Raw genomic sequence first — 20,057 nt, 5'->3', positions numbered from 1 at the left:
TCCGGTGGGGCTGGCGGGGGGGCTGAATCAGTATGCGTATGTGCCGGATCCGCTGTCGTGGATAGATCCGTTAGGTCTTAGTTGCGGCGGAACAGGTGGAACAAATCAAACTCCTCCCGGACAGGGATACCACAATGAAACCTATGCACCTAAAGCAGTTAAACCGGAAGATGCCCTTAACCTATGGGATGATTTCCTTGGCCCAGTCCCTCATACAAATACTCATCCCAGAACGGGGTTACCAGACCCAGACAGAATAGTATCGGCTGACGGTAAAAGAAGTATTCGCTATGGTAATCATGAAATGAATAGTAAACCAACTAAACATCATTATCATGAAGAAATATGGACATTAGATTCTGTAAATAATGTAATGAATGTCGATAATGTTGTTGTGAGGGTGCCTATATTAAAATGACAAATATAACGATAGTGGACGTTCATGAAAATAAAGTAAAGTTCATCTCATCTTTAGGTAAGGGAGTGGCTATATGGTGCGGGGAATCCCCAAAAGTGGGTGGTTGTTATCATGTTGAGTTAGATGTTGATGATATGTTTGAATGGGGGGTAAATATAAATAGTACAAATAAAAAAACTTCCACCATCAAGATGTTGGATAATGAGTTGTCATTCACTGCACAGATATTATCTTATGAGAACGATGGTGTTTTAACTGTCTCGCTAGGTGGTGAAGTCATATTTTTAGATGTTAATTCATCTCCAGGCACAATTAAATATGTCTCTTTTTCTACGCCTGTAAATAATGTGTCATTATATCCGGTTGAGCTTTAACTAAAAAGCTGGGAAGATTATAAAATCTTCCCAGCTTATTTTTATTCAGCAATGATGAGCAGGGGCACCTTGCCGCCACCGCATTCACACCGCGCCGGGTGGACGAACTCATGTTCTGGCAGGGTGAGCGCCTGCTCTGCGAGTGTGATGCCGGACGCTTCTGGCGCGGCAGTCTGCCGGATAACCCGCAGTTGCAGGAGGCACTCCACGATACGACACATCGCGTGTGGCTGTATGAAGATGAGCATGACTTCCGCCCGCTGCTCATGCTCTGCGGACGGGAGACGAATGCTGGGGTATATCACTACGTCTGCGACCACCTCGGCACGCCGCTGGAGCTGCGCGATGTCCGGGGCCGCGTTGTATGGTCTGCCATGCTGCGCAGCTACGGTCAGGTGCATCATGTTGATACGGCAGGGATAAATCAGCCGCTGCGCTTTCAGGGGCAGTATCATGACGCGGAAAGTGGGTTATACTACAACAGGCACCGGTATTATGACCCGGGGGTCGGGCGGTACCTGAGTCCGGACCCGGTGGGGCTGGCGGGGGGGGCTGAATCAGTATGCGTATGTGCCGGATCCGCTGAAATATATTGATCCACTTGGACTATGTAAGGTTGATAGTGCGAGAGCGCGACAGGCTCAAATGTTGCAGGATGATGTAGGATATAATATAAGCCCCAAAAGTTGGGATCAATTCCCTGAAATTGGACGAGATGGTACATTTGTTACGGATAAGGATGGTGCTTTAAAATATTTTAATACAATTCAGAATGGTGAGGTGACTATTTCTAAATCTCTAGCAGCAACCATTGAAGAAGATATAGGGCTATCTCCTGGCTCTTTAAGCGATAGGTTTAATATTAGAAGAATTGACGGAATCTCTAATATGCAACCACGAAGCCCATTAAAAGGTAATGATTACTTCTTGGGGCCAGGGCAGCATTTACCGGGCGGAGCACCTGAAATGGTTATAAACTCTGTGCCAACATCAACTCCAGTAACTATACGGGTGAATGTAAATTGAATAAGATGCCAAATGATTCCATTATCGTGATTGATATAGCTGGAAACCCTATCAAGATTAGGGTGTTCGGGCAAAACCTGATCGATAAAATGAAGTTGATAGGATTTTCAACGATGGACCAATTTATGATCTTATCTGTTCATGATGATGAGGATAAACAAAGAGTCATAAAGACGTTAATTAATGAGAACGCTCTTTTCCTCTATGGGCATGGTTGGTATCCATCGGAAGTAATGGAATACTATAAAGAACAAAAAAATAATTTTGGGAAGTATAAAATAATATACTGGACTGATATAGATACATATCATATAGAAGAACGGTAATATATTTAATGAGAGAAATCCGGACGAAAAATAAGCCCCCCGGATTATTTTTTATTTAACCGCGATTGTTCAGCCCACTAAACAATCGCATCCTTAATCCCTTCACCACCTGCCGCACCTGATAACGTTGCTCGCGCAGCGCCCTGCTGCCTCGTTATCGTCCGTCCCCCCCTACACCCTATACATGTGGAATAATAGAATAACAAACGGCGGGATTATGCTTAGAATTAACACTGCCCTCTATTTATAGTCACCTGTAACAGATGAGCAATATATCAGGCAAAATTCTGAATTTATGTGGTAAACTCCCACAGTTCGGTTTTATAAAATAATATAAAAATATGCAGGGTTTTTATCCACAGCCTGCGGTAGCTGTCATTTCAGCCAGATTTCGCTCATCATCAGTTTAACCTTAGCATTCTTTTTCTGTAATTCCCGCATATTGCAATTGTCATCGTTGCATCGTGATTTCCTCCCAGGAAATCACGATTGTCCAAATGGCAACTCGCTTAATCCCCTTCCCCCCCCTATTCTGCTTGCCAGCATCTATGGGGGATCTATGGCTCGTTTTCTGTTTTGTAGTTTTGCACTGGTTCTGCTTTATCCGTCAGGTATTGATATGTATTTGGTGGGTTTACCGCACATCGCCCACGATCTGGGCGCGAGCGAAGCACAACTTCACATTGCGTTTTCGGCCTATCTCGCAGGGATGGCGTCGTCGATGGTATTTGCAGGGAGAATTGCGGACAAAGCGGGACGGCAGCCTGTCGCCATTACCGGTGCGGTGATTTTTGCGCTGGCTTCTGTTCTGTGTTCAATGGCTCAGGACAGCAGTCTGTTCCTGGCCGGGCGCTTTATTCAGGGCATTGGCGCTGGCGGTTGCTACGTGGTGGCCTTTGCCATTTTGCGCGATACCTTAAATGCCCAGCGACGCGCCAAAGTGCTCTCCATGATGAATGGCATCACCTGCATTATTCCCGTGCTGGCGCCCGTTGTGGGCTATCTGATTATGCTTAAGTTCCCGTGGCAGAGCCTGTTCTGGACAATGGCGGCGATGGGCGGGCTGGTCTTTATTCTGTCTGTCGCGGTGCTTAAAGAGACACATCCCGGCGCGCAGAATGCAGGGCATAACGCGACGATTAACCCGGCGGAAAAGCTCCTGAACCGCTTTTTCATCAGCCGTTTGCTCGTCACAACCCTCAGCGTGGCGGTGATCCTGACCTATGTAAACGTTTCCCCTGTACTGCTGATGGAGACGATGGGATTCGATCGCGGAGAATATTCCACGGTAATGGCAGCGACGGCGATGGTCAGCATGGCCGTTTCGTTCTCAACGCCTTTTGCCCTGAATATTTTCCGTCAGCGCACGCTGATGCTCACCTCTCAGGTGCTTTTCCTGGCGGCGGGTGTGATTCTGGCCACCACACACTCACATGCCATTATGCTGGCAGGCATTACCCTGATCTGCGCAGGATTCTCCGTTGGGTTTGGCGTGGCGATGAGCCAGGCGCTTGGCCCATTCTCACTGCGCGCGGGCGTAGCAAGTTCGGTACTGGGTATTGCCCAGGTCTGCGGCTCCTCACTGTGGATTTGGCTGGCGGCCGTTCTTGGTCTTAACGCGTTGAATATGCTGATCGGGATACTGATTGGCTGTAGCATACTCTGCATTCTTTTACTTCTGGTGATACAGACCGCCGCACATTATGAAGAAGCCCATCAGCAGCCTCGATCTTAACCTGTTGTTAACCCTGCAACTTCTGTTGCAGGAACGCAGCGTGACCAAAGCCGCCAAGCGGATGAACGTCACACCGTCGGCAGTGAGTAAATCACTGGCGAAATTGCGCGACTGGTTTGAGGACCCGCTGTTTGTGAAAACCCCGCTGGGGCTGCTGCCTACACCGCTGACGGTGAGTCTGGAGCAGGATCTGGCCGACTGGATGCAGATTGGTAATCAGATCCTCGATAAATTTCACCATGACTCACCGGGCGGCCTGACATTCGAAATGGCAGCGGAAACGCCGCTGATGTTGATCCCGCTTCAATGCTCTGCTGGAGCAGGTGAATCAACGTTACCCGCAGGCCACGGTAAAGATGCGGCAGTGGGATTACGATTCGCTGGATGCGATTACGCGTGGCGAGGTCGACCTCGGCTTTACCGGGCGTGAAACGCACCCACGCTCCCGCGAGTTACTTAAGTTGATGCCGTGGTTTATCGACTATGAAATCCTGTTCAGCGACCGCCCTTGTGTTTATCTGCGGGAAGATCACCCGGCGCTTCAGGAAACGTGGGATCTCGACACCTTCCTGCGCTACCCGCATATCAGTATTTACTGGGAACGTAGCGATACCTGGGCACTCGATGAAGTGCTAAGAGAGATGGGCCGCGAGCGGAATATCGCCATGAGCCTGCCCGGGTTCGAGCAGTCGATGTTTATGGCAGCGCAGCCGGGCCATAGCTATATTGCCACCGCTCCGCACTACTGCCATCACTACAATCAACTCCACCAGCGTAAGTTGATTGCACTCCCTATTCCTGTCGATGAAGCACAGGCAGAAAAACTGACCGTGCCCTTCACGCTTATCTGGCATAAACGTAACAGCCACAACCCGAAAATCCTCTGGCTCAGAGAGACGATTAAGGCACTGTATGGCTCCCCACTGAGCTAGCGATCCTATTTTTGCCTAAGAAAATGTAAAGTTCGGTCCTCAGGCTTCTCTTACTGCCATTTACTGATTAAAACAGAGGAGAAGTTAAGCGATAATGATGTAACCGTTTAACCGAATACGACCATTATCAAGGAGCGAAAAATGGCAACGCACTTTGCAAGAGGGATACTCACAGAAGGACGCCTCGTATCGGCCAGAATTTCTTCAGAGTGTCACAGTGAGGCACTCAAACTCCCCGAACATCGCCGGACGCGCTTTTTAGCCTCCAGAGCCTTGCTCGCGGAGCTGATGTTTATGCTGTACGGCACCAGCGAGCTGCCGGATATCATTACCCAGCCAGAAGGCCGCCCGGTCTTTGCTGACCCGGAACTTCCCCGCTTTTCTATCTCTTACACCGGCAACATTATTGGCGTAGCCCTCACCACCGAAGGCGATTGCGGGCTGGATATGGAACTCCAGCGAGCAACCACCGGTTTCCTGGGAGTGAATACGCTTGATGAATACCCGCTCTCAAGCAACGAAAAACTGTGGATCCGTAACCAGAACGATCCCAGTGAAGCAAAGGCGCAGCTCATCACGCTGCGCCAGAGTATTCGTAAATTATCAGGCTGTGCATCTGATGATGCCCGGCTGCTTCAGCTGTTGCCCGGCTCCGGCCGTTTGCGCGCCTCAAAAGCGGCACTGGTTGAGGCACTCAGTGATGCGGAAGATGTTCTGATTTGGTCAATTGCCGTGACGCCGGCCATTGAACGCCTCAAAATTTGGGAATTTGACAGTAGCCGCGGGTGGCATAGTCTTCCTGATGTCCCGGCGCGCGCTAATGAACCTGCCGCACGTTTAATGAGATTAACCAGTTTACCGGCAGAAAAAGCTCTTACCCTTAACTGACCCATCCAGGGCCATCATGATGAAAAAGGAGTAATCATGTCTGATACGTTGAAAGTTGTTACGTTACTGGGAAGCCTGCGCAAAGGTTCATTTAACGGGATGGTTGCCCGTTCTCTTCCACAGCTGGCTCCGGCAGGAATGGACGTTTCAGCGCTGCCGTCTATTGGTGATATCCCACTGTATGATGCCGATGTTCAGCAGGAAGACGGTTTTCCACAGAGCGTAGAAGCGCTGGCAGAGCAGATTCGCCAGGCTGACGGCGTCGTTATCGTTACGCCAGAGTATAACTATTCGGTGCCTGGTGGCCTGAAGAACGCGATTGACTGGTTATCCCGTTTACCCCAGCAGCCGCTGTCTGGTAAGCCAGTGCTGATTCAGACCAGCTCTATGGGCGCCATTGGCGGCGCGCGTTGCCAGTATCATCTGCGCCAGATTTTGGTATTCCTGGATGCGATGGTTATGAACAAGCCGGAATTTATGGGCGGCGTGATTCAGAACAAGGTCGACCCGCAAACGGGTGAAGTGGTTGATCAAAGCACGCGGGATCATCTGGCAGGTCAGCTGACGGCGTTTGGCGATTATATTAAGCGGGTGAAAGCGTAAGCCGGAGCGGCCTGTTGCCCTCACCCCAGCCCTCTCCCACGGGAGAGGGTGCAAACACTAAAGCCCTTTTCTTTGAAAAGGGCTTGCTGTTTATTTGGCATCAATAAACACAATCTTCAGCACAAACAGCAGCGCCACAACGATAACGCATGGGCTGAGGTCGCGGAAACGACCGGTACCGATCTTCATCACACAGTAAGAGATAAAGCCCAGCGCGATACCTTCGGTAATCGAGAAACTGAACGGCATCATTACCGCAGTAATAAACGCGGGAACTGCTTCGGTTAAATCTTCCCACTTCACGCGTGACAGGCTGGATGTCATCAGCACGCCCACATAAATCAGCGCACCTGCTGCCGCATACGGTGGAACCATCCCCGCCAGCGGAGAAAGGAAAATCACCAGCAGGAACAGAATACCAACCACAACTGCGGTCAGACCGGTACGGCCACCAACAGAGACCCCGGAAGAGGATTCGATGTAAGCGGTAACAGAAGAGGTACCGATAAAGGAGCCCGCAACGGAAGAGATACTGTCAACGAACAGCGCCTGCTTCATGCGCGGGAATTTACCCTTCTCATCTGCCAGGCCTGCTTTGTCGGTCACACCGATAAGCGTACCGGAGGAGTCGAACAGGTTGACCAGCATAAAGGAGAAAATCACGCCCGCCAGGCCCAGGTTCAGGGAGCCCGCCAGATCAACGTGACCAATCACGGTGGTTACACTCGGTGGCGCAGAAACGATGCCGTTGTAGTGAACATCACCCAGCATCCAGCCCAGCAGCGTTGTCACCACGATGGACACCAGCACTGCCGCATGAATGTTACGGGACGCCAGAATAGCGATGATAAAGAAGCCCAGCACGCCCAGCAGCACGTTGTGCGAGGTCAGATGACCGATGCTGACCAGCGTATCCGGGTTAGCCACGATAACACCGGCGTTTTTCAGACCCATCATGCCGATAAACAGACCGATACCGCTGGTGATACCCACTCGCAGGCTCACAGGAATATTGGCAATCATCCAGTAACGTACGCGGAAAATGGTCAGCAGCAGCAGGCCAATCGCGCCCCAGAAGATAGCGCCCATACCCACTTGCCACGGCAGGCCCATCGCCTGAACCACAACAAACGCGAAGAAGGCATTCAGACCCATTGCCGGTGCCAGCGCAACAGGCAGGTTCGCGAACACACCCATCAGAATGCTGCCGAGGGCCGCGATAAGACAGGTCGTTACGAAGACGGCGCTGGTATCCATGCCAGCAACGCCCAGAATTTGTGGGTTAACAAAAACGATATAGACCATCGTCAGGAAGGTGGTGAAACCGGCGATCACTTCGGTGCGTGCCGTTGTGCCGTGCTCGCGCAGTTTAAACACGCGCTCAAGCAGACCCTGACCAGATGTCTGGGTAGTGTGTTGTTGACTCATCATCAATTTCCGAACAAGGAGGGAAAATTCGTCGCTATCCTATACCAAAATGCGACAATAAGGGCGGTTATAGGGTACTTTTTTTCATTGAATTTGCTTATACGGCAACGATTGCGTGTCGTAAAACTGCACCACGTAAACGTTAAACTTGTTAAAAGGGAAAGGCATGTCCGGAATTGAGGCGGTATTTTTCGACTGCGACGGTACGCTTGTCGACAGTGAGGTCATTTGTTCCCGTGCGTATGTCGCCATGTTCCAGGAATTTGGCATTACGCTCGATCTCGAAGAGGTGTTCAAACGCTTTAAGGGTGTGAAACTGTACGAGATCATCGACATCATTAACGAAGAACACGGCGTAGCTTTGGCAAAAGACGCTCTGGAGCCGGTGTACCGCGCCGAAGTCGCACGCCTGTTCGACTCGGAGCTGGAGGTCATTTCCGGGGCAAATGCGCTTCTGGATGCGATGACAGTGCCAATCTGCGTGGTATCCAACGGTCCGGTCAGCAAAATGCAGCACTCGCTGGGCAAGCTTGAGATGTTGCACCATTTCCCGGAAAAACTGTTCAGCGGCTACGATATCCAGCGCTGGAAGCCAGATCCGGCGCTGATGTTCCACGCGGCGAAGGCAATGAACGTCAACGTAGAAAACTGCATTCTGGTGGATGACTCGTCTGCGGGCGCGCAGTCAGGGATTGATGCAGGAATGGAAGTGTTTTACTTCTGTGCCGATCCACACAACAAACCGATCGATCATCCAAAAGTAACGACCTTTACCGATCTGGCTCAACTGCCGGATCTGTGGAAGGCGCGGGGATGGGATATTACTCGCTGAAAAAACAAAGCCGGATGGCGCTAACGCTTATCCGGCCTACAAGGCTCGTAGGGCGGGTAAGCGCTAGCGCCACCCGCCACAAACATCACTCTTTCGGATCTTTACCTGCCAGCAGCTTGTCCAGCTCATCGCCGCCCACGTGACGGAAATCCTGACCTTTCACGAAGTAGAAGATGTATTCACAAATGTTCTGGCAGCGGTCGCCGATACGCTCGATAGAGCGCGCACAGAACAATGCGGTCAGTACGCTTGGGATCGTACGTGAATCTTCCATCATGTAGGTCATCAGCTGACGCACAATGCCTTCGTATTCCTGGTCGACTTTCTTGTCTTCACGATAGATACGTACCGCTTCGTCCAGATCCATACGCGCAAAGGCATCCAGCACGTCGTGCAGCATCTGCACGGTGTGGCGACCCAGCGACTCCAGGCTCACCAGCAGCGGCTGGTGCTGCTGAGAGAACTTCTCCAGCGCGGTGCGGCAGATTTTATCCGCAACATCACCAATACGTTCCAGCTCGGCGATGGTTTTGATAATCGCCATCACCAGGCGCAGATCGCTCGCCGTCGGCTGACGTTTTGCGATAATGCGTACGCAGGCTTCGTCGATCGCCACTTCCATCATGTTGACGTTTTTGTCGCCTTCGATAACGCGTTTCGCCAGTTCGCTGTCCTGGTTGTGCATTGCCGTGATCGCATCAGAAAGCTGCTGCTCGACCATGCCACCCATGGTCATCACCTGGGTGCGAATGCTTTCCAGCTCTGCGTTGAACTGGCCGGAAATGTGTTTATTAAGATTGAGGTTGTCCATGGTTTCTCCACATGCACTGAGGCAAATCAACCGTAGCGGCCAGTAATATAATCTTCGGTTTGTTTCTTCGCGGGCCTGGTGAACAGCGCGTCCGTATCGCTGAACTCAATCAACTCGCCCAGGTACATAAACGCCGTGTGATCGGAGCAACGCGCAGCCTGCTGCATGTTGTGGGTCACGATAACCACGGTGTAATCCTGCTTCAGCTCGGTGATCAGCTCTTCAATACGACCGGTTGAGATCGGGTCCAAAGCTGAACACGGCTCATCCAGCAGCAACACTTCCGGGCGAATGGCGATACCACGCGCAATGCACAGACGCTGCTGCTGACCACCGGAGAGAGAGTAACCGCTCTGGTGCAACTTATCTTTGGTTTCGTTCCATAATGCGGCCTTGGTCAAAGCCCACTGCACACGCTCGTCCATATCGGCGCGGGAAAGCTTTTCAAACAGGCGCACGCCAAAGGCGATGTTGTCGTAAATCGACATCGGGAACGGCGTCGGCTTCTGGAACACCATGCCCACTTTCGCACGCAGCAGGGCGATATCCTGGGCCTGGGTCAGAATGTTTTCGCCATCCAGAATGATCTCGCCTTCTGCGCGCTGTTCCGGATAAAGCGAATACATCTTGTTAAAGGTACGCAGCAGGGTGGATTTACCACAGCCAGATGGACCGATGAATGCCGTGACCTGGTTCTTCGCGATATCCAGGTTGATATTCTTCAGGGCATGGAATTTGCCGTAGTAGAAGTTCAAATCACGAACCTGAATCTTACCCGGGGCAGTATCAACCATACTCATTGACTCATTTCCTCATTCGACGCCGCGATGTGCCGCGCCGTAAAAAATTAACCGTGTTTCTTCTTCGCGAAAATGACGCGCGCCAGAATGTTCAGCAACAGTACGCAAAGGGTAATGATCAGCACCCCGGCCCAGGCCAGCTGCTGCCACTCCGCGAACGGGCTCATCGCAAATTTAAAGATGGTCACCGGCAGGTTGGCGATCGGCTGCATCATGTCCGTGCTCCAGAACTGGTTGGAGAGCGACGTAAACAGCAGCGGAGCCGTTTCACCCGCTATACGGGCAACGGCCAGCAGGATACCGGTCATAATCCCGGAGATTGACGCTTTTAGCGTAATCGCGGAGATCATTTTCCATTTTGGTGTCCCCAGTGCATAAGCCGCTTCACGCAGGCTGTCCGGCACCAGTTTCAGCATGTTCTCGGTGGTACGGATGACGATGGGCACCTGCAACAGCGCCAGCGCAATAACTCCCGCCCAGCCGGAGAAGTGCTCCATCTGCGCCACCACAATGGTGTACACGAACAGGCCGACCACGATAGAAGGTGCAGAGAGCAGAATGTCGTTGATGAAGCGAATGACTTCTGCCAGCCAGGATTTGCGTCCGTATTCTGCCAGGTAGATACCCGCCATAATCCCCAACGGCGTACCGAAGATGGTCGCCCACAGGATCAACAGGCCGCTACCCGCCAGGGCGTTAGCCAGGCCGCCACCCGCCGTGTTCGGTGGTGGTGTCATCTCGGTGAACAGCGCCAGCGACATGCCATCAATACCGCGCACAACGGTAGAGAAGAGGATCCAGACTAGCCAGAACAGACCGAATGCCATCGTCCCCATCGAGAGCGTGAGCGCAATACGGTTTTTCAGACGGCGCTTAGCCTGCATTTTACGGCGGGATTCCGCCAGCTCAGCGGTGCTTTGCATTTCGAGAGTCGCCATTAGCGTGCCCCCTCATTTTTAGCGAGACGCATAATCATCAGCTTGGAAATCGCCAGAACAATGAAGGTGATAACAAACAGGATCAGACCCAGCTCCATCAATGCAGCAACGTGCAGTCCGGATTCTGCTTCGGCAAATTCGTTCGCCAGTGCAGAGGTAATGCTGTTACCCGGCATGAACAGCGATGCGCTGTCGAGCTGGTAGGTATTACCGATGATAAAGGTCACCGCCATGGTTTCACCCAGTGCACGACCTAATCCCAGCATGACGCCCCCGATCACCCCATTTTTGGTGAACGGAAGAACGATGCGCCAGATAACTTCCCAGGTGGTGCAGCCGATGCCGTAGGCCGACTCTTTCATCATCACCGGGGTTTGTTCGAAGACATCGCGCATAACGGCCGCAATGTACGGGATAATCATGATGGCGAGGATCACACCTGCGGCCAGAATACCGATACCGAATGCTGGGCCGGCAAACAGGGCGCCTACAAACGGGATCGCAGAGAGGACATTACCGACCGGCTCCTGGAAGTAGGTTGCGAACAGCGGAGCAAAGATGAACAGACCCCACATGCCGTAAACGATACTTGGAATCGCCGCCAGGAGTTCAATCGCAATACCGAGCGGACGTCTTAGCCAGCCTGGTGCCAGTTCCGTCAGGAAAAGGGCAATACCAAAGCTCACCGGAACCGCAATCAGCAGAGCGATGAACGAGGTCACCAGTGTGCCGTAAATTGGTACCAGCGCACCGAAGATTTCGTTCGGCGCATCCCACTCTTTAGTCCACAGGAAAGAGAATCCAAATTTCTGGATGCTCGGCCAGGATGAGAAAATCAGGGACACGATAATGCCGCCCAGCAGCAATAGCACAATCAGCGCAGCCAGTTTTACCAGCACGCTGAAAATTATGTCACCTTTTTTACCCGGAGGGTTAAATGCAGGCTTGGTTGCAGCCATAAATCACTCTTCTGTTAAAGACGTTTCACGAATACTGGCGGGTTAGCTCACGCCACCCGCCATCTTCGTCAAAAATATCCTGTTAGTACAGCGCTTTACCGCTGCTGTCTTTCACGTTGGTTTTCCATGCAGCACGAATCTGCTCAACCACGCTGTCCGGCAGGCTGGCGTAATCCAGGTCGTTAGCCTGTTTGTTGCCGTTTTTGTATGCCCAGTCGAAGAACTTCAGCACTTCAGTACCCTGTTCAGGTTTCTTCTGCTCTTTGTGAACCAGAATGAACGTGGTAGAGGTGATTGGCCATGCGCCTTCGCCTTTCTGGTTAGTCAGATCCTGTGCGAAGGATTTGCTCCAGTCAGCGCCTTTAGCCGCGTTAGCAAAGTTCTCTTCAGTCGGGCTTACTGGCTTGCCGTCAGCAGACAGCAGCTTGGTGTAAGCCAGGTTGTTCTGCTTAGCGTAAGCGTATTCTACGTAACCGATAGAGCCTGGCAGACGCTGTACGAATGCCGCGATACCGTCGTTACCTTTACCGCCCAGACCGGTTGGCCAGTTAACGGTAGAGCCAGAACCGACTTTAGATTTCCACTCTTCGTTCACTTTCGCCAGGTAGCTGGTGAAGACGAAAGAGGTACCAGAACCATCTGCGCGGCGAACCACAGCGATGTTCTGAGAAGGCAGTTTCAGGCCTGGGTTGAGTTTAGCAATAGCTTCGTCATCCCATTTTTTGATTTTGCCCAGGTAGATGTCACCCAGTGTTTTGCCGTCCAGCACCAGCTCACCAGACTTCACGCCCGGCAGGTTGATTGCCAGAACCACACCACCGATAACGGTAGGGAACTGGAACAGGCCTTCCTGAGCCAGTTTTTCATCAGTCAGTGGAGCATCTGATGCGCCGAAATCAACGGTGTTAGCGGTAATTTGTTTAACGCCACCGGAGGAGCCGATACCCTGGTAGTTAACCTTGTTACCAGTTTCTTTCTGGTAGGTATCTGCCCATTTGGCATACACCGGCGCAGGGAAGGTTGCACCGGCGCCAGTCAGGCTTGCTTCTGCGAATACAGAGAAAGCGCTCAGAGATAAGGTCGCGGCGACAACAGTTGCGACAGTGGTACGCATAACTTTCATAATGTCTCCTGCAAGATTTTCGTAAATCGTTGTTTAGTGGCTACGATGAGCAAAATAGGACAAACAGGTGACAGATAAATGTACGAATTATGACAGTTTTATGACATTGAAAGTTTCACTTAAAAATAAGCAAAACTAACATTCAATATCAATTAGTTAGCCACCAACATGACAGTACGTTTTCAGTAATATTTTCTTTATGTGACACTGAAAAAAGTAGCTGAAGATGACAGATTGTCATAAATAAAAACGGGAAAGAGTTGATTAAAAACAAACCAGGAAGGGTAAAAAAGCTCCACCCGAAGGTGGAGCCTGAGAGGATTATTCAACCGTTACAGATTTCGCCAGGTTACGCGGCTGGTCAACGTCGGTGCCTTTGATAAGCGCAACGTGATAAGCCAGTAATTGCAGCGGAACGGTGTAGAAGATAGGTGCAATCACCTCTTCCACATGCGGCATCTCAATGATGTGCATGTTGTCGTTGCTGGTGAAACCGGCATCCTTGTCAGCAAAGACGTACAGTACGCCGCCACGGGCGCGCACTTCTTCAATGTTGGACTTCAGTTTTTCCAGCAGTTCGTTGTTTGGTGCAACGACGATAACCGGCATATCCGCATCAATCAGCGCCAGCGGGCCGTGTTTCAGCTCACCTGCCGCATAGGCTTCTGCGTGGATGTATGAGATCTCTTTCAGCTTCAGCGCACCTTCCAGCGCAATCGGATACTGATCGCCACGCCCCAGGAACAGCGCGTGATGTTTGTCAGAGAAATCTTCAGCCAACTGCTCAATACGTTTGTCCTGAGACAGCATCTGCTCAATACGGCTCGGCAAAGCCTGCAAGCCATGAACAATGTTCTGCTCAACAGCGGCATCCAGCCCTTTCAGACGCGCCAGTTTCGCCACCAGCATCAGCAGCACGGTCAGCTGAGTCGTGAAGGCTTTCGTCGACGCCACACCAATTTCCGTGCCCGCGTTCGTCATCAGCGCCAGGTCGGATTCACGTACCAGCGAGGAGCCAGGGACGTTACAAATCGCCAGAGAGCCAAGATAGCCCAGCTCTTTGGACAGACGCAGCGCAGCCAGGGTATCTGCCGTTTCGCCAGACTGGGAAAGGGTGATCATCAGGCTATTACGGCGCACTGCGGATTTGCGGTAACGGAATTCAGAGGCAATTTCCACATCGCATGGCACATCCGCCAGCGATTCAAACCAGTAGCGCGACACCATGCCGGAGTTATACGACGTCCCGCAGGCAACGATTTGAATATGCTCAACCTTCGACAAGAGCTCGTTCGCATTGTCGCCCAACTCGCTCAGATCCACTTCGCCGTGGCTAATACGCCCGGTCAGGGTGTTTTTGATGGCGTTCGGCTGCTCGTAAATCTCTTTCTGCATGTAGTGACGGTACGCGCCTTTATCGCCTGCGTCATATTGCAGGTTGGATTCAATTTCCTGGCGATTAATCTGCGTACCGGCTTTATCAAAGATAGACACGGAACGGCGCGTCACTTCAGCAATATCGCCCTCTTCCAGGAAGATAAAGCGACGGGTCACTGGCAGCAGCGCCAGCTGATCGGATGCGATGAAGTTTTCACCCATTCCAAGGCCGATAACCATTGGGCTACCGGAACGTGCAGCAAGCAGTGTGCTCGGGTCACGGGAATCCATGATCACCGTACCGTATGCGCCGCGCAGCTGAGGAATAGCACGCAGCACCGCATCACGCAGTGTGCCGCCCTGTTCCAGCTCCCAGTGAACCAGGTGAGCAATAACTTCGGTGTCGGTTTCAGACACGAAGGTATAACCGCGTGCTTTCAGCACTTCACGGAGTGGTTCGTGGTTTTCGATAATGCCGTTATGCACTACAACAATGTGTTCAGACACATGCGGGTGCGCGTTACCTTCGGAGGGTTCGCCGTGCGTCGCCCAGCGGGTATGCGCGATACCTGTGCCGCCGTGCAGCGGATGTTCTTCCGCCGCTTGCGCCAGGATCTGCACTTTACCCAGACGACGCAAACGGGTCATTTGACCTTCTGCATCCACCACAGCCAGACCAGCAGAGTCATAGCCACGGTATTCCAGACGACGTAAACCTTCGAGAAGGATTTCAGCAATATCACGCTGCGCAACTGCTCCAACAATTCCACACATAGTTAGATTTCCTGATTATGGCGTTTTGCCATGCGTTGTCGCTGACCTGTTGTTGCCCTTTTCGGGCGCCCCGAGCCTTGTAGAGAGTGGGGTTATATTTATGGGTACTGCTGATGGGGGGAGGATTATTTTATCCCCTCACCCCGAAAATTTGTTACTTCTTCACCGGGCGTTTCCAGCCCTGCTTGTGAACCTGCGGCACGCGGCTTAACACCAGCTCGTTATCGGCCACATCGCGCGTGACGGTCGTTCCTGCGGCAATAGTCACGCCATTACCAACGGTAACAGGTGCCACCAGCTGCGTATCGGAGCCGACAAACACATCATCACCAATGATGGTTTTAAACTTATTCGCACCGTCGTAGTTACAGGTGATTGTACCTGCACCAATATTCACGTTATCGCCAATCTCTGCATCGCCCAGATAGGTCAAATGACCAGCTTTAGAGCCTTTACCCAGCCGCGCTTTTTTCATTTCGACGAAGTTACCCACATGCGCGCCTTCCAGCAGCTCAGCGCCAGGGCGCAGGCGCGTAAACGGACCAATGGTACACGCCGCTTCCAGATGGGCATCTTCCACCACGCTGTAGGGGCTGATTTCGCAGTTGTCACCAATGACGCTGTTTTTAATCACGCAACCCGTGCCAATTTTGACGCGATGGCCAAGGGTCACATTGCCTTCAAGGATAACGTTAGTATCAATCTCAACATCGCGCCCGTGAGATAGGGTACCGCGCAGATCAAAACGCGCCGGATCGTTCAGCATAACGCCTGCCAGCAGCAGTTTTTCCGCCTGTTCAGACTGGTAAATACGCTCCAGGCGGGAAAGTTGCAGGCGGTTGTTTACACCATCGGTTTCGCTAATGCGGGCCGGGTGTACAGCGGCAATCTCACGGCCTTCGTGATACGCCAGAGCAATAATATCGGTGATGTAATATTCACCCTGAGCGTTGTTGTTGGTCAGTTTCGACAGCCAGCGTTTCATGTCTGCGCCGTTGGCAATCAGGATGCCGGTATTGATTTCCTGGATCTGACGCTGGGCGTCGCTGGCATCTTTGTGCTCAACGATACCCGTTACGTTGCCATTTTCACGGGTGATACGGCCATAGCCGCTCGGATCGTCCAGTACCACGGTTAACAAACCAATACCGCCCTGCGGTTTCGCTTCACGCAGGCGAGTCAGGGTTTCGACGGAAATCAGCGGTACATCGCCGTACAGCATCAGAATGTCTTCATCGTCCGCGAAGAACGGGGCAGCCTGCTGCATCGCATGGCCAGTACCCAGTTGTTCAGCCTGAAGTACCCAATTCAGTTTGTCATCACGCAGCGTTTTCTTTAACAGATCGCCGCCGTGGCCGTAAACCAGGTGTACCTGGCGGGCACCGAGATCATTAGCGGCATCAATGACATGCTGCACCATAGGCTTTCCTGCCAGGGTGTGCAGCACCTTCGGAAGATCGGAATACATGCGGGTGCCTTTGCCAGCGGCAAGGATGACCACGCTCATCGTATTGTTCAACATACGCGTCCTGACTGTAATTTGAGTGAGAAGTAAAACCCTTTGACGTTGAAAATTCTACATATTTTGCGCCATAAAATGGAATGCCGCTAAAACGCTCAACCCAAGGCTTTACGGGCTATTTGAGGATACTTTTTAGGGCCGAGTAAATCACTTTTTCTCTTGAAAATAGCATTCTCGCGGTAAGTCGCAAGCTGTCACAACAGCTTAGCTGTTCTTTCGCCTCATGAATAAAGATAAGCCAAAATCAAAACGTAGTTTTAATAATCGAATAATGTGACAGAGAAAAAAGAAACACCGTTTCATCTTTATGATAATGACGCTCAATTATTACTCAGGAGAATAAGATGAACTATAAAATACCTCTGGCTCTAATGATGTGTAGCACCTTCACCGCTTCGGCCGCAGAGCCTGAGCATGTCTGGAAAGCGATAGCCTTCGGGCAGTCAACGGACATGAATTTTTCCTCAAACGTACTGCCCGATAAAATCGGCGTAAACGATGTCACCCTCGGCGAGAAAAAACTCACGCCACAGGATGCCGTTGATCTGTCAAAACCCGTCACGATTGAAAGCCGGGGCGGGAAAATAGCAAATTCCCACGACGGTCTAACCTTTTTCTATACCACGCTTCCTTCAGGGGAAAACTTTGTCTTACAGGCCACCGTCAAAGTGGATCAGTTTGGCCCGGAAAACGGAGCCAAACCGGCCGCGCAGGAAGGGGCCGGACTGCTGGTGCGTGACATCATCGGCGTACCGCGCCAACAGCCGCTTAAAGCGGGCTATGAGGAGTTCCCTGCGGCATCCAACCAGGTGATGAATGCCATTATGACGCAGGATAAAAAAGATCATCACCGGATAAAACTGCAAGCCATTACGCGTGAAGGGATCTCTCATCCGTGGGGGAATGCCGGAGCCGAAATCAAGAAGCAGAGTTATAAAGAGGAGGTGGATTTACAGCAAACACCGGAATTCCGCCTCAGGCTTGAGCGCACCGATAGCGGGTTTATTACCTCCTGGGCGCCCGCAGGCAGCGATGAATGGGTGAGTAAGAGCGTGCCTCGCGCAGACCTGATCTCAGTACAGGACAGCGCTCACTATTACGTCGGTTTTTTCGCCTCCCGCAATGCCAAAATCACCGTTACGAGTGCATCGCTTACCACATCCCAGGCGCATACTCTTGAATCTGCCCCCTGGCAGGCCAAAGCGCTACCTGTTGTGGTGCAACTTGCTTCCGGCAGCCAGAGCACCTCTGCGCAGTATCTGGTACAGGCACGCGCAAACTACGATGGCGTTTTCAGCGTCTGGCAAAATGAAGTGGTGATCGGTAACGATAAACCGGTGAAAGCGGGGGAGATGTACACACTGCCTGCTACGCTCGGGGAAAAGAATGATTTTCGTCTTACCTTCACCCCCACCAGCACAGAGAATGCATCCCCGGTGGCAACCCAATTCAGCGTGGAAAAACTCGCAGACAATGCGACAACAACGCTCTATGCCTCGCCTGAGGGGAAAGCCGGTGCAGAAGGCAGTAAAAGTGCGCCGATGGATTTAATGACCGCAATAAATCTGCTCCCTGTGGGTGGGAAAATCGTTTTACAGGCAGGCGAGTATCCGCGAAGCGCTATCCCGCTTTCAGCCAGCGGCAGCCCGGATAAGGTAAAAACGCTTCAGGCGGACGGCAAAGCGGTGATAAAGGGTTTGCTGGTGGACGCGAGCTACTGGCATATCAACGGTATTGAGATAACGGATAAAAGCCTGCGGGTGCAGGGCAGCCATAACCTTATCGAAAACGTCACGGCTTACCGCAATGACGATACCGGGATCCAGATATCCTCCCCGGAAAATATTGGTCGCCCACTGTGGGCCAGCTATAACCGGATAATGGATTCAGAGTCGTATGCCAATGAGGATCCAGGGAAAATCAACGCAGATGGTTTTGCCGTCAAAATGCGCGTGGGGGAGGGGAACCGCCTGGAAAACTGCTATTCCCATGACAATATCGATGACGGCTTTGACCTGTTCAACAAGATTGAGGACGGTGCAAATGGCGTTGTGGTGATCGAGAATTCAATTGCCCGCAATAACACCAGTAACGGTTTCAAACTTGGCGGCGAAGGGCAGCCGGTTGCGCATGAGGTTCGCAACAGTAAGGCCATTGGCAATCATCTGGATGGTTTTACTGACAACTTCAATCCTGGCGCGCTGGTGGTGGCCAATAACGTTGCGGTGGACAATCTGCGCTTTAATTTCATCTTCCGGCCCAGCCCATACGGCGATGCATCAACCCAGGGAGTGTTTAGCGGCAATAAATCGGTGCGGACGCAACAAGGCTTATACGACGATGCGGTGGTGGGGAATATTGATAAGTCGAACTATTTTATCGTGAAAGGGAAGAGCGTAAACGGCAGTGGAGAGATCCTGCCAGATGGCGCTTCGCTTATCACACAACGGTAAGCGTGGCGCCACTCGGCATTCAGCGGATTAGTGGTTGAACGTACCGAAAGAAACGTTCATGTTGCTGAAAAGAGCGATGATTTTGTTGACCAGTTTCATGATGGTATCCTGAATTATTGAGGTTTATTTTGTGACACACTTCACAAAAAAGAAGTCTACGCCTCATTTTTTAACCGATCAACATTTTTGTGATGTAAATCACAAAATAATAAAACAGCTTTTCAGTTTCACTTTTACTGAAACAAAACCATAAAAAAAGCCAGTCTGAAACCAGACTGGCTTTTGTGCTTTTCAAGCCGGTGTTACATCGCTTTTTTGGTCAACTCGATAACGCGCAGTTTCGCGATCGCTTTGGCCAGCTCCGCAGACGCCTGAGCGTAATCCACGTCACCATGAGAGCTGCTAATGTGCTCTTCAGCCTTACGCTTCGATTCCAGGGCTCGCGCTTCGTCGAGATCCTGGCCACGGATAGCGGTATCGGCCAGAACGGTCACACTGCCTGGCTGCACTTCGAGAATGCCGCCGGACAGATAGATAAACTCTTCATGACCGAACTGTTTAACGATGCGGATCATACCAGGCTTAATGGCGGTGAGCAGCGGTGCGTGACCTGGGAAGATACCCAGTTCACCTTCACTACCCGTTACCTGGATTTTCTCGACCAGACCAGAGAACATTTGTTGCTCTGCGCTGACGACGTCCAGGTGGTAAGTCATTGCCATATCACCCTCCGATTAA

18 protein-coding genes and 2 pseudogenes are annotated in these 20,057 nt (G+C 51.7%); 11 read left to right on the top strand and 9 right to left on the bottom strand.

Annotated elements, in window-relative coordinates:
• The 9 genes and pseudogenes from M987_RS25020 to M987_RS05815 form a co-directional block, all read left to right on the top strand.
• Window positions 1-418: pseudogene (locus M987_RS25020) on the top strand (hypothetical protein); the annotation flags it as partial.
• A complete protein-coding gene (locus tag M987_RS23765) occupies window positions 415-792 on the top strand; it encodes a hypothetical protein (protein ID WP_014072450.1) in 378 nt (125 codons plus the stop codon). The pseudogene M987_RS25020 and the gene M987_RS23765, both read left to right, overlap by 4 nt.
• A 110-nt stretch (window positions 793-902) precedes the next feature.
• The gene (locus M987_RS25015) at window positions 903-1,388 is read left to right on the top strand and encodes an RHS repeat domain-containing protein (protein WP_071881280.1); all 486 of its coding nucleotides are present in this window, start codon (window positions 903-905) and stop codon (window positions 1,386-1,388) included.
• A gap of 49 nt (window positions 1,389-1,437) precedes the next feature.
• Window positions 1,438-1,818, top strand: a complete 381-nt coding sequence (locus tag M987_RS25010) for a type IV secretion protein Rhs (protein WP_088201854.1) — start codon at window positions 1,438-1,440, stop codon at window positions 1,816-1,818.
• Window positions 1,819-1,823: 5 nt separating this feature from the next.
• Window positions 1,824-2,144, top strand: coding sequence for a hypothetical protein (locus M987_RS05835; protein ID WP_128738945.1), 321 nt, complete (start codon window positions 1,824-1,826; stop codon window positions 2,142-2,144).
• Between the two features lie 559 nt (window positions 2,145-2,703).
• On the top strand, window positions 2,704-3,879 hold the full coding sequence (locus M987_RS05830; RefSeq protein WP_014072448.1) for an MFS transporter: 1,176 nt from the start codon (window positions 2,704-2,706) through the stop codon (window positions 3,877-3,879).
• Window positions 3,848-4,811, top strand: a pseudogene (yidZ, locus tag M987_RS05825) (HTH-type transcriptional regulator YidZ). Before M987_RS05830 ends, yidZ begins: the two are co-directional and overlap by 32 nt.
• A gap of 141 nt (window positions 4,812-4,952) precedes the next feature.
• Window positions 4,953-5,699 (top strand): 4'-phosphopantetheinyl transferase family protein, encoded by a 747-nt coding sequence (locus tag M987_RS05820; RefSeq protein ID WP_014072447.1) that lies wholly within the window; start codon window positions 4,953-4,955, stop codon window positions 5,697-5,699.
• Window positions 5,700-5,735: 36 nt separating this feature from the next.
• Entirely contained in the window at window positions 5,736-6,302 is a 567-nt protein-coding gene (locus M987_RS05815) for an NADPH-dependent FMN reductase (protein ID WP_014072446.1), read from the top strand.
• Window positions 6,303-6,392: 90 nt separating this feature from the next.
• On the opposite strand, the gene adeP is transcribed toward M987_RS05815, so the two are convergent.
• Window positions 6,393-7,730, bottom strand: a complete 1,338-nt coding sequence (adeP, locus tag M987_RS05810; RefSeq protein ID WP_140418967.1) for an adenine permease AdeP — start codon at window positions 7,728-7,730, stop codon at window positions 6,393-6,395.
• Between the two features lie 166 nt (window positions 7,731-7,896).
• Between adeP and yieH the strand changes: the two genes are divergently transcribed.
• The gene (gene yieH / locus M987_RS05805; RefSeq protein ID WP_014072445.1) at window positions 7,897-8,562 is read left to right on the top strand and encodes a 6-phosphogluconate phosphatase; all 666 of its coding nucleotides are present in this window, start codon (window positions 7,897-7,899) and stop codon (window positions 8,560-8,562) included.
• Window positions 8,563-8,647: 85 nt separating this feature from the next.
• Here the strand turns inward: yieH and phoU are convergent, their stop codons facing one another.
• The 7 genes from phoU to glmU all read right to left on the bottom strand — a co-directional run bounded on the left by phoU (window position 8,648) and on the right by glmU (window position 16,866).
• Window positions 8,648-9,373: a phosphate signaling complex protein PhoU gene (phoU, locus tag M987_RS05800; protein ID WP_008500182.1), complete on the bottom strand. Its 726-nt coding sequence runs from the start codon at window positions 9,371-9,373 to the stop codon at window positions 8,648-8,650.
• Window positions 9,374-9,399: 26 nt separating this feature from the next.
• Window positions 9,400-10,173: a phosphate ABC transporter ATP-binding protein PstB gene (gene pstB / locus M987_RS05795; protein ID WP_010426574.1), complete on the bottom strand. Its 774-nt coding sequence runs from the start codon at window positions 10,171-10,173 to the stop codon at window positions 9,400-9,402.
• Window positions 10,174-10,220: 47 nt separating this feature from the next.
• The gene (pstA, locus tag M987_RS05790; RefSeq protein WP_014072444.1) at window positions 10,221-11,111 is read right to left on the bottom strand and encodes a phosphate ABC transporter permease PstA; all 891 of its coding nucleotides are present in this window, start codon (window positions 11,109-11,111) and stop codon (window positions 10,221-10,223) included.
• Entirely contained in the window at window positions 11,111-12,070 is a 960-nt protein-coding gene (pstC, locus tag M987_RS05785; RefSeq protein ID WP_014072443.1) for a phosphate ABC transporter permease PstC, read from the bottom strand. Before pstC ends, pstA begins: the two co-directional genes overlap by 1 nt.
• Window positions 12,071-12,152: 82 nt before the next feature.
• Window positions 12,153-13,193 (bottom strand): phosphate ABC transporter substrate-binding protein PstS, encoded by a 1,041-nt coding sequence (gene pstS / locus M987_RS05780; protein WP_014072442.1) that lies wholly within the window; start codon window positions 13,191-13,193, stop codon window positions 12,153-12,155.
• Between the two features lie 321 nt (window positions 13,194-13,514).
• Entirely contained in the window at window positions 13,515-15,344 is a 1,830-nt protein-coding gene (gene glmS, locus M987_RS05775; protein ID WP_014072441.1) for a glutamine--fructose-6-phosphate transaminase (isomerizing), read from the bottom strand.
• A gap of 154 nt (window positions 15,345-15,498) precedes the next feature.
• Entirely contained in the window at window positions 15,499-16,866 is a 1,368-nt protein-coding gene (glmU, locus tag M987_RS05770; protein WP_014072440.1) for a bifunctional UDP-N-acetylglucosamine diphosphorylase/glucosamine-1-phosphate N-acetyltransferase GlmU, read from the bottom strand.
• A 344-nt stretch (window positions 16,867-17,210) separates the two neighbouring features.
• On the opposite strand from glmU, the gene M987_RS05765 reads away from it, so the two are divergent.
• A complete protein-coding gene (locus M987_RS05765) occupies window positions 17,211-19,319 on the top strand; it encodes a right-handed parallel beta-helix repeat-containing protein (RefSeq protein ID WP_014072439.1) in 2,109 nt (702 codons plus the stop codon).
• A gap of 302 nt (window positions 19,320-19,621) precedes the next feature.
• Here M987_RS05765 and M987_RS05760 read toward each other — a convergent pair whose 3' ends face one another.
• Window positions 19,622-20,041, bottom strand: a complete 420-nt coding sequence (locus M987_RS05760) for a F0F1 ATP synthase subunit epsilon (protein ID WP_006177560.1) — start codon at window positions 20,039-20,041, stop codon at window positions 19,622-19,624.
• Window positions 20,042-20,057 lie beyond the last annotated feature (16 nt).

Origin of the sequence: Enterobacter soli ATCC BAA-2102 (assembly GCF_001654845.1) — a bacterium.
Classification (GTDB): Bacteria; Pseudomonadota; Gammaproteobacteria; order Enterobacterales; family Enterobacteriaceae; genus Enterobacter; species Enterobacter soli.
The sequence above is the reverse complement of the archived record's forward strand: the minus strand, read 5'-3'. Positions and strand labels throughout refer to the sequence as shown.